Genomic DNA, 13,254 nt, shown 5'->3' with positions numbered 1-13,254 from the left:
GCTGCGATCTTTCGCCACTGCCCCATTCTTCAAGCAGGAGGACAACTACATTGCGACAGACCCTGAGCAAGGGAGCGTTCGCGGCGGCCGCCGCCACGGGGATTCTGTCCCTGTACGGCAGCCCCGCTCTGGCTGACGCCGACGCGTCGGGCGTGGCGAAGGACTCGCCTGGCGTGCTCTCCGGGAACAGCGTGCAGGTGCCGGTCCACGTGCCGGTGAACCTGTGCGGCAACACCGTCAACGGACTCGCGGCGCTCAACAAGGCGATCGGCAACTCCTGCAAGAACACCTCGCACAAGTCGAAGCACGACGGAGCGGGCGCGGACGCGTCGGCGGTCGTGAAGGGTTCTCCCGGTGTGGGCTCCGGGAACAACGTTCAGCTGCCGGTCGACGTGCCCGCGAACGTGTGCGGCAACTCCGTCAACGGCGGCGCGCTGTTCAACACGGCGTACGGCAACGACTGCGAGAACGAGTCGTCCGGCGGCGGTTACGGCCACGGCCACGACCACGGCCACGACACCCCGTCGACGGACGAGGAGAAGACGCCCCCGGTCAAGGAGGTCCCCTCCAGGCCGGACCACGAGACCCCGGACTCCACGACTCCGGACACCGAGACCTCGTCCACCTCCCAGGAAGAGGAAGTGGAGGAGGGCCCGCTGCCCCAGCTGGCCGAGACCGGCAGTGAGGCCCTGGCGGCCGCGTCCGCCGCCAGCGCCGCCCTGATCGTCGGCGGAGTGATCATGTACCGCCGCGGTCGCACCACCTCGTCCCGGTAGCTGTTCCCGGGTGCCGGACGCGATCCGTCCGGCACCCGCGCTCCGCCCCACCCGCACCCCCCGTCGATCACGACCGGGGGGTGTCGGCCGTCCCGTCCCCGCGTCTGCCGACCGCAGGGCCCCGCACAGGGAGGGGCCGCTGACGGCTCCGCAGCCGTCAGCGGCCCGTGGGCCCTCGTGTGGTTCCCCGTCAGCGGTGTACCGGCGACACCGACTCGCTCCGGTTGCCGTCCACCGGCGCGGGGACGGTGCCGGCCGCCGGCATCGCACCGAGCCGGCGGCGTACTCCCGCGACGAGCGTCGACGCCGTGAAGGCCGCGCCCTGGACGAAGCGCATCGCCGGGCCGAAGCCCGAGGCCGTGACCAGGCCCGCGAGGAACAGCCCCGGGTGGGAGGACTCGAAGCTGTGCCCGACCTCCGGGGAGCCGTCGGGCAGCGCCGCCAGCGAGCCGCGCAGCTCGGGGGCGAGCAGTCCGAGCCGGTCGCAGCGCGGCCGGAACCCCGTGGCGGCGATGACGTGCTCGGTCTCCAGGCTGCGCGGTGCGCCCGTACGGCTCACCGTGTCCAGCCGGACCCCGCCCGGCACCGCGGAGGCCGCGGCGACCTCATGGCCCGGCAGAAGCTCCACCACACCCTCCACCCGGTCCCGCACCCACCAGGCGCCCGCCGGTCCCAGCGCGGTGGTCGCGATGCGTGCCCGGGTCGGCTCCGGCAGCCGCCGGAACAGGCCCGGGCGCTCCGCGTAGAACCAGTTCCGCCAGCCGGGGCCGAGGCCGCTGTGCGGGGAGCGGGCCGACTGCCACCAGGGGCGCTCCCAGGGCGGCGGCACATCGTTCCACACCAGCTGTTCCGCCCGGGCCAGCACACGCACCCGCGTGCCCTGTTCGGCGAGCAGCGCCGCCGTCTCCAGGGCCGCCTGGCCGCCGCCGATCACCGTGACGTCCTTGCCGCGGAACCGGTCGAGGTCGCTGTGGTGGCTGCTGTGCGTCACCAGCGCGGGGTGCAGTCCGCGCAGGGCCTGCGGTACCTCGACGAACGGCATCACACCCACCGCCAGGGCCACCGCCCGCGCCTGCACCTCCTCGCCGTCCTCGGCGATCGCCGTGAAGCCGCCGGGTCCGGCCGCCACGCGGGTCACCGTGCGCTCGTCCACCCCCGGCACGGCGTTGCGCGCGAACCACAGGCCGTACTGCGCGAACGCCTCGACCGGGATCGGCTTCGCGTGACGCGCCGTCAGCCCCTGCTCCGCGCAGTAGACGTCCAGACGCCACCGCCCGGCCGGGTCGGAGAGGTTGGACGCCCACGGCTCCGACTTCAGGAACATGCCACGGGGCATGTTGTCCCGCCAGGACGCCATGGGCCGGCCGAACACGCGCAGGTTCAGCCCGGCGGCCGCGGCATGGGACGCGATCGACAGGCCGTACGGGCCTGCGCCCACCACCAGAAGGTCGTACATCAACTGCTCGCTTTCTCGTTGTCGGTCAGGGAGGGCGAGGCCGCCCGGGGGATCAGCCGGGGCGCCGGCGCCGTCACCGCCGGCGTCGTCGTGCCCAGCCGTTCACGCAGCCGACGGGACACATGCCGGCACCACAGGGCCCACATGACCCGTCCGGGGGCGCGGTCGTCCCCGGCGTACCAGGCCAGTTCGCGTTCGCGTCCGCCCGGCACCGAGCCCAGGGCGGCCAGTGGCGCGTAGTTCTCCACCACGAACGTCCGCCCGGCCAGCGGGGACCCGTCCGGCAGCGGACGGCCCGTCAGGTCCAGGTGCAGGGCTCGTACGACGTCAAGACCCGCGCTGTCCGCGAAGAGCCGGAACTGGGCGCCGGTGCGCGGGTTGAAGTCGAGCAGGTGGTAGCGGCCCGTCGTGCCGCAGCGGCGGAAGTCGAGGTCGAAGATGCCCCGGTAGCCCAGTTCGTCGGTGAGCCGCTCGGCCAGCGCCTGCACCTGTGCGTTGGGCGTCCAGCAGCCCACCGCGGTCAGTCCCGCCCCGCGCGGCCAGGCCAGCTGCTTGCGGCCGGGGCCGCCCGCGCGCACGGTCCCCGCGTGGTCGGCGTAGCCGTGGAAGAACCAGTCCCGGTCCGGTCCCGGTGCCAGATACGCCTGGAGCAGCAGCCGGCTGCCCGCCTCGCCGGTGCGCAGGAACAGCTCCCGGGCCTGCTGCACGGACTTCACCAGCACCGTGCTGCGCAGTCCGCTGCCGGCGGGCAGCAGCCAGGGCCGGCTCCACTTCGCCACCACCGGCAGCCCGAGCCGCCGCATGGCGTCGGCGACCTCCGCCGGGCTGTCCGGGACCAGCGTCTCCGGGTACGGGACGTCGACGGCCGCGCACACGGCGGCCAGTTCGGCTTTGTCGGCGACGCGCTCGGCCAGGGTGCCCGGCATCGCCGGCAGCAGATAGGAGGGGGCGAGTTCGTCCCGCATCCGGCCCACGGCGATCGCGCTCGCGTCGTCCATCGGGACCAGGACGGCGGGCCGCCCGATGTGCTCTGCCACGCGGCGCAGCACGGCGAGGATGTCGTCGGGGGAGGCTCCCGGGAGCGGCGGGGAATGCATATGGCGTACGTAGCGTGACGCGCCGACGGGACTTCCCGCGGAATCAGCGACGACGTGTACCTCCACGCCCGCCCTGCCGAGCGAACGCGCGGCCCCCAGCGTTCCGTGGTGAAAAGGGTTCCGGTCGATCCGCATTACTACAGCGGGGACGCGGGTGTCGAGCAGCGACACGAATTCTCTCTTTCTTTTCCGGTCGGCTCACCCGCTCGGGCGAGCCCGGCACTCGAAAGCCGCAACGGCAGTGGCGCCATTGCCTTTTCTGTGACTGACTTCATATGACTGCCCGTCAATAACAAAAGCCAAGGCAGTAGTCCGGACGAGAGCGAAGAATGGAGCAGGCATGGCCCCACAGCACAAGCGGGCCGGGGTCCGCCGGCTGGCCTTGGGGGCGGCGGCGGTCGCCGCGTCGGCCGCCCTGGCGTCCGGCCCCGTGGCCGGGGCGGGGGTGGCGCGAGCCGCCGAACCCAGGGCTCCGGCGCCGACCCCACCCCCGCCGCCCGTGCCCACGCCCTCGGCCGTCACGCCACCGGCCGTCCCCCAGCCGTCGACACCGGCCCCGGCCGCCACCACCCCGGCGGCGGTCGAGGAGGCCCCGGCCTTCGGTGTCTTCCTCAAGTCCGATGCCCGGGGCGTGGCCCGGATGCCGCTGTTCAGCCACTGGCTGGGCGGTACGGAGCTGCGCGCCGGCCACACCTATCTGCCGGGCCACCGCTGGCGCGACATCGAGGGCGCTCCCGGGTTCCTGGACGTGTGGGCGCACTGGCGCAACAAGAAGGCCGACCGGATGCTCGTCCTCAACGTCCCCATGCAGGAGCGCAACGAGGAGGGCGTCTCCGACAGCGAGGTCCGGCGGCTGCTGCAACGGGGCGCGGCCGGGGAGTTCGATCACCACTTCCGTGTCCTCGCCGAGCGGCTGGTGGAGTTGAAGGTGCCGGACACGGTCCTCGTGCTCGGCTGGGAGATGAACGGCACCACGTACACCCATCGCTGTGGGCCGGACCCGGAGGCCTGGAAGAAGTACTGGAACAGGATCGTCACCACCATGCGTTCCGTGCCAGGTCAGGAATTTCGGTTCGATTTCACGCCGAGCCGTGGCCGTGACGCCGTTCCCTGGACGAAATGCTATCCGGGGGACGACACGGTCGACATCATTGGCATGGATTCTTATGACCAGCCTGCCGGGATGTCGTTCGAACAACAGGTGAAAGAGCCCTACGGGTTGCAGGACCATGTGGATTTCGCCAAGGCTCACGGCAAACCCATTTCCTATCCGGAATGGGGGCTCTTCCGCAACGGTGACAATGCCGATTACATGCGGAGCATGCTCGCCTGGATGGAGGAGCACAAGCCGCTCTACAACACGCTGACCGACTACTGCCCGCACGGTGTGTGGCAGTGCGGGGCCAACCCGAAGTCGGCCCAGCTCTACCGGTCCGCCCTGTTCGGCCGTACCGACCAGGCGAACCCGCCCCTCACGCCCACACCGAAGCCGACCCCGCCCGGCACACCGCCGCCCCCGGCGGACTGCACGCCGCTGGACCTGGGCAGCTGGGTGGAGGAGTGGCTCGGCGGGAAGCTCTGTCTGCGCTTCGACTGGTGGTAGTCCGGCTGATCCGACGCGGCCCGCCGTCGTCACCGTTGTCCGCGGACATCGGCGGCGGCGGCCGGGCTCGGCACCGACGGGGCCGGGGCCGGATCGTCCTCCTGGCCGTTCTTCCTCGGCCGCGCCAGCAGGGCCAGGCCGCCCAGCAGACCGCCCGCGCTCGCGCCGACCAGACCGGTCACCGCCGTTGATGTGGAGGTCGGCTCGCTCGGCTCCACCGCCCGCGAGAACTGCACGAGCCGCACATGGGTGTTGCCCCGGCTGTCGTCCGCGTGCCGGGTCAGCGAGCGGGTGACCGCGTTGGCCATGTCGACGGCGAGCTCGGGGCGCGAGGAGGTGGCCGAAACGGCGACCATCGGCGCGTCCGGCGAGGTCGCCGTGCGCACACTGCGCTGCAGGGTGCGCACCGGCACGCCCGCGTACACCTGCGCGTCCCCGAGCACCGCGAGCTGCGTGGCGACCCGGCCGTACGCCTGGGCGAACCCGAGGGCGGCGTCCGGCGAGGACTTCCCCGCGGGCACGGCGATGACGTAGCTGGTGGCCGTGTACGTCGAGGGGGTGAGCAGGCCGTACGAACCGCCGAGCAGGCCCCCGACGAGGGTGCCTGCCGCGACCACGGACCACAGGGGAAGCTCCCTGAGGCGAGCCAGGGACAGGCGGTGCTGACGGATCGGAGTGTCGGTCATGAGGAGTTGGCTCCCGGTGAAGAGGGGGACGTCGAACTGGAGACCGCTGCCGCGTACACGTCCGTGAGACGGGCCGCGCAGTGGGTGATGCTGTAGTGGTGCGCGACCTCCGAGGCCGTGCGCGGCCGGGCACCGGCCGCCCGGACCTCGGCGATCGCACGGGCATACGCCTCGGGGCCGCCGCTCACCCGCCGGACACCGGCGGAGGCGGGCGGCCGTACGTCCTCGATGGCCGGGCAGGAGGCGTAGAGCACGGGCAGGCCGGCGGCCAGTGCCTCCACGGCCGCCAGGCCGAAGGCCTCCTCGGTGGACGGGGAGGCGAGCAGGTCCATGGCCGAGGTGAGCGAGGGCAGGTCGGGGCCCGGCGAACCGTCGGGCACGTAGGGACGTTCCCCGGTGAACACGACCCGGCCGGCCACACCGGCCTCCTGGGCCGTGCGGCGCAGGACCGGCTCCTCGGGGCCGCCGCCGACGAGCAGCAGCCAGTGGTCCTTCGGGAGCAGCGTGAGCGCGCGCACCAGGACGTCGAACCGCTTCCCCCGGCTGAGCCGGCCGACGCCGCCGACGACCCACGCGCCCTCCGGCAGGCCGAGGTACCGGCGGGTACGCTCGCGCCGCTCGGCGTCGAAGCGGAACCGCTCCAGGTCGATGCCGTTCGGGACGACCTCGATGCGCGGCGCCGGCACGCCCCAGCGCTCCAGGCGGCCGGCCACCGTCGGGGAGACGGCGACCGTCGCCGAACCCAGCCGCTCGCTGGCGAGGTACAGCCGGCGCACCCCCGCCGTCAGCCTGCGGCCCTCCATCTGCGAGTCGCCCAGGGAGTGCTCGGTGGCGACGACCGCCCGCACCCCGGCGAGGCGTGCGGCGAACCGCCCATAGACACAGGCCCGGTACAGGTGCGTGTGCACCAGGTCGTAGCCGCCGGAGCGGATCAGCCGGACCAGCCGGGGCAGCGCGCCCAGGTCGCGGTTGCCGCCCATGCCGAGGTGGGTGACGCGCACACCGTCGGCGGTGAGGCCCTCGGCGACCGCGCCGGGGTTGGTGAGCGTCACGACGTCGCAGTCGACGGGCAGATGACGCAGCAGCAGACGCAACTGCTGCTCGGCGCCGCCCACGCCGAGCCCGGTGATGATGTGCAGAGCCCTCATCTCACAGGCCCTCCACCGGGCGCCGGCGCAGCCGGTGCAGACGGTGCTTGAGGTGCAGGCGCACGGCCGTGTCGTTCTGGCCGACATGCACACGCGGCAGGGCGTGCGGACCGGTCAGCGGACCCGGGTCGATGGCGCAGGCGTAGGTGTACCCCGCTTCCCGTACGGCCTCGACGGCGCGGGCGTCGACCGTGCCGTACGGATAGCAGAAGCCGTCGACCCAGGCGCCGGTCAGCTCCGTGAGCAGCGCCCGGCTCTCGCCTACCTCCGCCCTGAGGGTGAGGTTGTCCGCCCGGGTGAGGTCGACGTGCGTCAGCCCGTGCGAGCCGATCTCCACGCCCTCGGCGGCCGCGTGCCGGATGCCGTCAGCGGTCAGCAGCGGCTTGCGCGGGCCGAGCGGGTCCCAGGCGTTGTCGCCGCCGAGCCGCCCGGGCAGCACGAAGAGGGTCGCGCGGCAGTCGTAGCGGCGCAGCAGCGGCAGGGCCTCGGTGACGAAGTCGGCGTACCCGTCGTCGAAGGTCAGCCCGACCAGGCCCCGGGCCTCACCCCGGGCGCGGGCGGCGAGCAGCTCGGCCACGGACACGCCCCGCAGCCCCCGGCGGCGCAGCCACGCCAGCTGCCGGTCGAGCCGCTCGGGCGTGACCGTGATGCGGTACGGGTCGTCCGAGCAGTCGCCCACCGAGTGGTACATCGCCACCCAGGGGACGGGGCCCCGGTGCGGGGCCGGGGGTCTGCCGGTGTCGAGGGAATCAACGGAAGCGGCCATGTGCGAGCCTTCGTGTGACGGCGCGTAGGGAGCGCAGAGCGGACGCGGAGCCCTGGGCACCGAGGGCCCAGGTGAGCGGAACGAAGACGAAGGTCACGGTCAGGACGCCGGCCGCGAGGGCCGCCGCCGGGGAGTCCGGCCGGCCCGCGGCGAACGACCCCGCGAGCGTGGCGACGACGGCCGCCCCCACCAGCCTGCTCAGCTCGGCCAGGACCTGCGGGACACGGACCGAGACGCTGTGCGGACTGTTCGGCCGGCCCGAGCGCAGCCCGGCGAGCAGCAGGGCGGCCGTGACGGTGATGCCGAGGGCGTTGGCCGCGGCGATCCCCGCCACGCCCCAGGGGTGCACGGTCGCGGCGCCGACCAAGGACGTCACGACGATGCCCGCCGTCATCGCGCCCAGGGGATACCAACTGGCCCGGCCCGCCGAGAAGTAGGCGCGTACGCAGGCTCCCACCAGGGTCTGGCCCAGCAGCCCCAGGGCGTAGACGCGCATGACGTCCGCCGTCGCCGCGGTGTCGCCCGCGGTGAACGCGCCCCGCTGGAAGAGCAGTTCGATCATCTGCGGGGCGCAGGCGATCACCGCGCACATGCCCAGCAGCACCAGGCAGGCGGCGAGCGCCAGATCCCGCTCCACGCGGCGGCGGGCCCGTGCGGTGTCGCCGTCCGCGAGCGCCCGCGCCACCACCGGGAAGGTGACCGTGCACACCATCAGCGACAGCGTCATCGGGATCTGGGCGACCTTCTGCGCGTAGTTCAGGTGCGAGATGGCACCGGCGGGCAGACCGGAGGCGAGGAAACGTTCAACGAGGACCTGCGACTGGCGGCACAGCGCGAAGAGGAGGACGGCGGCGACCAGGGCGACCTGCATCGGCCGCTCCTCGACATCGGCCCCGGCCTTGGCGAAGGGCTCGGTACGCGAGGCCAGTCGCCGCCACAGCGACGGCACCTGCACCGCCACCATCAGACAGCCGCCCGCGGCCACCCCGACCGCGGCGGAGCGCACGCCCCAGCCCTCGCCGAGGAGGAACATCGCGGCGATGATGCCGGTGTTGTAGGCGACGTAGATCGCCGCGGGCGCGAGGAAGCAACGGTGTGCCCGCAGGGCGGCGCTGCAGTACCCGGCGAGCCCGAAGGCCAGCACACAGGTCGCCGTGATCCGGGTGCAGTCGGCGGCGAGCCGCGGGTCGGGCAGGCCGGGTGCCAGGGCCTGGACCAGGTAGGGAGCGGTGCCGGCGACCAGCGCTGCCACCGCGGTGAGGGCGAGGCAGAGCCGGGGCAGCGTGACGCCGACCAGGGCACGGACAGGGTCGCCCGGGGCGCCCCGGGCACGGCGGGCCAGCGCCATGCTGAACGCCGGGATCAGCGCGATCGCCAGCCCGTCCTCGATGAGCAGCGTGGCGGCGAACTCCGGCACGGTCCAGGCGACCAGGAAGGCGTCCGTGTCGCTCCCGGCACCGAACAGCCGCGCCAGCGACTGGTCGCGCACCAGGCCGAGCAGCGAGCCGGCGATGGACAGCGACGCCGTCACCAGCGCGGCCCTGGCCAGGAAGTTTCCGGAGGCCGACGCCGACGCCGAGGCCGCCGGGTCGGCACCGTCCCCGGCCTTGACGGCGGCACGCGCCGGGGGCACGGTCGCCGTGCCGTCCGTCTCGGGACCGGGGGTCTGCGAAGGCACCACCGTCATCGCGCCATGGCCTCCTCGGCGCGCTCCCGCACCACGGCCCGGGGCTGCTCCGCACGCGCCTCACCGGCCAGCGCCCACCACGCCACGAGCCCCATGGCCACGGCGATCAGCACGGTCGAGGGACCGCCGATGTCTCCGTACATGAAGTCGGTCAGCAGCCAGACCAGCAGCCCGCAGGCGACGAGCCCGCAGTCGAGTCCCGGGCCGCGGTCGCGGACGCGCAGCAGCCGCCGCACCCCGCACACCAGCAGCGCCAGCCAGCTCCCGGCGAGCGCGAGCAGCCCGATCAGGCCCTGCTCGCTCAGCACCAGCAGGTACATGTTGTGCGGCGACAGCAGCGGCTGCCGCTGGTACGCCACTCCCGCGCCGTCGGTCTCGCTGCCCGACGACAGTGCCAGCGTGGCGTGCCCGTCCCGGTACTCGGGAAAGCCCTTCAGCCCGACGCCGGTCAGCGGGTGCCCGCGCCAGATGTCCGTGGCGGACGCCCACAGGGTGTACCGGTCGACGACGGACTGGTCGGGGGCGTCGGCGACCTGGGCGATGCTGTCGATCCGCTGCTGCAGAAGCGCCGAGCCCACGCCGAACCCGCCCACCAGGATCACCCCCGAGGCGACGGCGGCCGCGGCCACCTTCAGCGCGCGCCGCCATCCGGTCAGCACCAGCTGCACGGTGCAGGTCAGAACGGTCGCGATCCAGGCTCCCCGGCTGAAGGAGAGCGCGAGCGGCAGCATCAGCACCAGCGCGCACCCGGCGGCGGCGAGCCGCTGCCGTGCGGAGACCCGGCCCAGCGCGATCCCGACCGCGCACACCAGGCCGAGCGAGACCGCCGTCGCCATGCCCATCACGTCGTGCGGCCCGAAGGTGCCCACCGCCCGGATGTCCGCGCCCTGGTAGGAGGCACCGGTCCGGGTCACGAACTGGTGGACGCCGACGGCCCCCTGGCACAGGCCGAGTCCCACGAAGGACCAGGCCGCCAGCCGGAAGCCGGTCCGTTCGCGCAGCAGCAGCAGGACGGCCGCCGGGACGAGGACGAAGGTCTGCAGATAGCGTCCGAGGCCGGTGAGCCCGGCCTGGGTCGAGAACGCCCCCATGGCGGCGAGCGCGAGCCCCACGACCGGAAGTCCCAGCACCACGGCCGCGGCGGGCGACAGCGGGCGCCGCCGTTCGCGCAGGAGACGGATGACGCAGTACACGACAACGAGCCCGGAGAGCACGTCGGCGGGCCCCGCGCCGTCCGTCGTCCGGGGCAGGGCCAGCAGGGCGGGTACGGCCACTACGGGCAGGGCCGGCGTCAGCGCGACGAGGCGGCGCGGGAGCGGTGTCAGAGCGAGGCTCACCTCTCAGCTCCCCGTCGGACGGACCACCGTGGCCGCGGTGCGCAGCAGGATGCACACGTCCTGCCACAGGGACCAGTCGTCGATGTAGGCGTTGTCGAACCGGCAGCGGTCCTCGATCGAGGTGTCGCCGCGCAGTCCGTGGATCTGGGCGAGGCCGGTGATGCCGGTCCGCATGCGGTGGCGGACCGAGTAGCCGGGGTAGGTCTGGCCGAACTGCGCGACGAAGTAGGGGCGTTCGGGCCGCGGCCCGACCAGGCTCATGTCGCCCCGGAGCACGTTCCACAGCTGGAGCAGCTCGTCGAGCGAGGTGCGCCGCAGCATCCGGCAGAACCAGCGCATCTCGTTCTCGTTCGCCACGCTCCACCGGGTTGCCGACTCGTGCTCGTCGACCGGGCGGTGCGTACGGAACTTCAGCAGCGTGAACGGCTCCCCGTCCTTGCCGATGCGCTCCTGCCGGAACACCACGCCCGGCCCGTCGATGAGACGCAGCGCCACGGCGAAGGTCAGCAGCAGCGGACCGGCCAGCAACAACAGCGCCCCCGACACCAGGATGTCGAGGGCCCGCTTGCCCGCGCTGCCGTGCCGGGCCGGGGAGAGGTCCAGACGCCGGCAGGAGAACCCGGCCAGCCGTTCCCGCGTCGCGTACGACGGGGAGTCGGCGTCGACCTCCCAGACCACGCAGCCCGACTCGGCCAGCGCCCGCAGCAGCGGCCCTTGTTCGGCGCGTACCGAGGGGTGCACGGCCAGCACGGCCCGCACCCCGTTCTGGATGACCGCCCGCTCGACCTCCTCGGCGGTCGTCAGCACCGGCAGGGTCTCGGTGCCGTCCGGCTGCTCGGCGACGATGCCCACCGGCCGTACCCCGCACCGCGGCTGACGCAGGACGGCGGCGGCCACGCGCTGCGCGGTCGCGACCGGGCCGAGGACGAGTGCGGTGTGCGGGTGGCGCAGCAGCGCCGAGCGCCGCCGCGCGTGCACGGCTCCGCGCAGCACACAGCCGGCCGTCGCCTGCAGCGCGAGGCCCGCCAGCACGGTACCCACGGACAGCGCGTGCTCCGGCCGGTACGCCGCGAGGAGCGCCGCGAGCGCCAGCCAGGCCACCGCGACACGGCCGCACACGGCGGGCAGTTCCTCCAGCAGCCCCGGTACCGGCGGCCGCCCGTCGCGGCGGCGCAGCAGCAGCGAGAGGACGATCAGCAGGGTGACGAGCAGTGGCTGGCGCGGGACCTCGGCGAGCACCGGCGCGCCCGCCAGGGCGGCGACGCCGTCCGCGGCGAGCAGCGGCACGGGCGAGACAGGCCGGGCCGGGCGCCGTGGGGTGGACAGCCGGAAGCCGGGGGCGGTGCCGCGCGGCGGCATGACCGAGACTGGTGAGGATCCGTGCTCCCGTGGCGGTACGCCGGGGGAGGGCACGGTACGTTCGGCGGTCACGAGTGGATGGACTCCCTGTACTCGGTGGGCTCGACGCGCTGTGTCGTCCGGTTCGGCTCGGCGCCACGTCCGGGGTCGAGCCGCTGACCGTGCTCAGCGCCGGTGTTGGCGGCGGTCCATGGGCCGAGCAGATCGCGATAGACGTCCGAGACGGCCTCGGCGGTGTGCCGCACGTCGTGGGTCGACAGCACGTGCCGGCGGCCCTGCTCGCCGAGCGACTCGCGCAGCAGCGGGTCGATCAGCAGCTCAATGACGGCCCCGGCCAGGGCCGCCGGGTCCTCCGGCGGGACCAGGCACCGGGCGGAGAAGGCGGGCGGCAGGCTCTCGCGGGCGCCGTCGACGTCCGTGACCACCACGGGCCGCCCGCAGGCCATCGCCTCCAGCGGCGCCAGGGCCATGCCCTCCCAGCGGGACGGCAGGACGACGAGGTCGGCGACCTGGTACCAGGGGGAGGCGTCGGCGACGGCGCCCGCGAACACCACGGATTCCGGGGCGTCCTCGCGCAGCCGGTCGTGGTCCGGCCCGTCGCCGACCAGGACGAGGCGGGCGTCGGGCACCCTGCGCACGATGTCGTGCCACGCCCGCAGCAGGACGTCCTGCCCCTTCTGCCGGCACAGCCGCCCCACGCACACCACGAGCGGTGCCGCCGGGTGGATGCCGGTGAGGGGTGCGAGGCCGGAGCGCACGAGGCCGGCGGTGGCCGGGTGGAAGCGCTCGGGGTCGATGCCGTTGGGGACGACGGTCCACCGGCCGGTGATCCTGGCGTCCATGCCGGTCGCGCGCTCCGCCTCGCTCACACACACCGTGCGTGAGGCCCAACGCGCGCCCCAGCGCTCCCACATGAGCGCCAGGGCCGCGGTGGGGCCGCCGACCGCCTCGAACGACCAGGCGTGCGGCTGGAAGACCGTCGGGATCCGCCCGCGTACCGCGAGCCGTCCGACGAGCCCGGCCTTCGCGCTGTGCGCGTGCACCAGATCGGGACGCACCTCGTCGATGACCCGGGCCAGATGCCGCACCTCCCGGACGAGCGACGTACCCGGCGACCGCGTCGCGTGCCAGTGCCGTACGCGCGCGCCGAGCGTCCGGAGTCTCGTGGTGAGCACGCTGTCGGGGCAGGCCACGGTGACGTCCAGGCCGTCCGACAGTTGCGCCGCGACCAGGTCCGTCACGACGCGCGCCACGCCCCCGTCCACCGGTTGGGTGAGATGCAGGACTCTGGGGTGGGGAGCGGTGGATGACAGATGCATGTGCGCGGATTCCTCGCTCG

General features: G+C 73.8%; 11 protein-coding genes. 2 read left to right on the top strand and 9 right to left on the bottom strand.

Annotated elements, in window-relative coordinates; translation table 11 throughout:
- The first annotated feature begins 50 nt into the window (after positions 1-50).
- Complete coding sequence (locus tag AC07DF_RS25885) at positions 51-776, top strand: chaplin (protein ID WP_478975856.1); 726 nt, start codon at positions 51-53, stop codon at positions 774-776.
- 190 nt (positions 777-966) lie between these two features.
- On the opposite strand, the gene AC07DF_RS25880 is transcribed toward AC07DF_RS25885, so the two are convergent.
- Positions 967-2,232, bottom strand: coding sequence for an NAD(P)-binding domain-containing protein (locus AC07DF_RS25880; protein ID WP_478975853.1), 1,266 nt, complete (start codon positions 2,230-2,232; stop codon positions 967-969).
- Entirely contained in the window at positions 2,232-3,500 is a 1,269-nt protein-coding gene (locus AC07DF_RS25875) for a carboxylate--amine ligase (protein WP_478975850.1), read from the bottom strand. The genes AC07DF_RS25880 and AC07DF_RS25875 overlap by 1 nt, the downstream gene beginning before the upstream one ends.
- A 169-nt stretch (positions 3,501-3,669) precedes the next feature.
- On the opposite strand from AC07DF_RS25875, the gene AC07DF_RS25870 reads away from it, so the two are divergent.
- Positions 3,670-4,932, top strand: coding sequence for a glycoside hydrolase family 26 protein (locus AC07DF_RS25870; RefSeq protein ID WP_478975847.1), 1,263 nt, complete (start codon positions 3,670-3,672; stop codon positions 4,930-4,932).
- Positions 4,933-4,961: 29 nt separating this feature from the next.
- Here AC07DF_RS25870 and AC07DF_RS25865 read toward each other — a convergent pair whose 3' ends face one another.
- From AC07DF_RS25865 to AC07DF_RS25835, 7 genes are read right to left on the bottom strand one after another with little or no spacing between them, the layout of a single operon-like run.
- A complete protein-coding gene (locus tag AC07DF_RS25865) occupies positions 4,962-5,618 on the bottom strand; it encodes a YveK family protein (RefSeq protein ID WP_478975844.1) in 657 nt (218 codons plus the stop codon).
- Positions 5,615-6,766 (bottom strand): glycosyltransferase, encoded by a 1,152-nt coding sequence (locus AC07DF_RS25860; RefSeq protein WP_478975841.1) that lies wholly within the window; start codon positions 6,764-6,766, stop codon positions 5,615-5,617. Before AC07DF_RS25860 ends, AC07DF_RS25865 begins: the two co-directional genes overlap by 4 nt.
- A 1-nt stretch (position 6,767) precedes the next feature.
- Positions 6,768-7,532 (bottom strand): polysaccharide deacetylase family protein, encoded by a 765-nt coding sequence (locus AC07DF_RS25855; RefSeq protein WP_382494076.1) that lies wholly within the window; start codon positions 7,530-7,532, stop codon positions 6,768-6,770.
- Positions 7,516-9,219 (bottom strand): murein biosynthesis integral membrane protein MurJ, encoded by a 1,704-nt coding sequence (gene murJ / locus AC07DF_RS25850; protein ID WP_478975837.1) that lies wholly within the window; start codon positions 9,217-9,219, stop codon positions 7,516-7,518. The genes AC07DF_RS25855 and murJ overlap by 17 nt, the downstream gene beginning before the upstream one ends.
- On the bottom strand, positions 9,216-10,556 hold the full coding sequence (locus tag AC07DF_RS25845; RefSeq protein WP_478975834.1) for an O-antigen ligase family protein: 1,341 nt from the start codon (positions 10,554-10,556) through the stop codon (positions 9,216-9,218). The genes murJ and AC07DF_RS25845 overlap by 4 nt, the downstream gene beginning before the upstream one ends.
- Positions 10,557-10,559: 3 nt before the next feature.
- Entirely contained in the window at positions 10,560-11,987 is a 1,428-nt protein-coding gene (locus tag AC07DF_RS25840) for an exopolysaccharide biosynthesis polyprenyl glycosylphosphotransferase (RefSeq protein WP_478975831.1), read from the bottom strand.
- Positions 11,984-13,234, bottom strand: a complete 1,251-nt coding sequence (locus AC07DF_RS25835) for a glycosyltransferase (RefSeq protein ID WP_478975828.1) — start codon at positions 13,232-13,234, stop codon at positions 11,984-11,986. The genes AC07DF_RS25840 and AC07DF_RS25835 overlap by 4 nt, the downstream gene beginning before the upstream one ends.
- Positions 13,235-13,254 lie beyond the last annotated feature (20 nt).

The organism is Streptomyces sp. NPDC044719 (genome assembly GCF_056433405.1).
The sequence above is the reverse complement of the archived record's forward strand: the minus strand, read 5'-3'. Positions and strand labels throughout refer to the sequence as shown.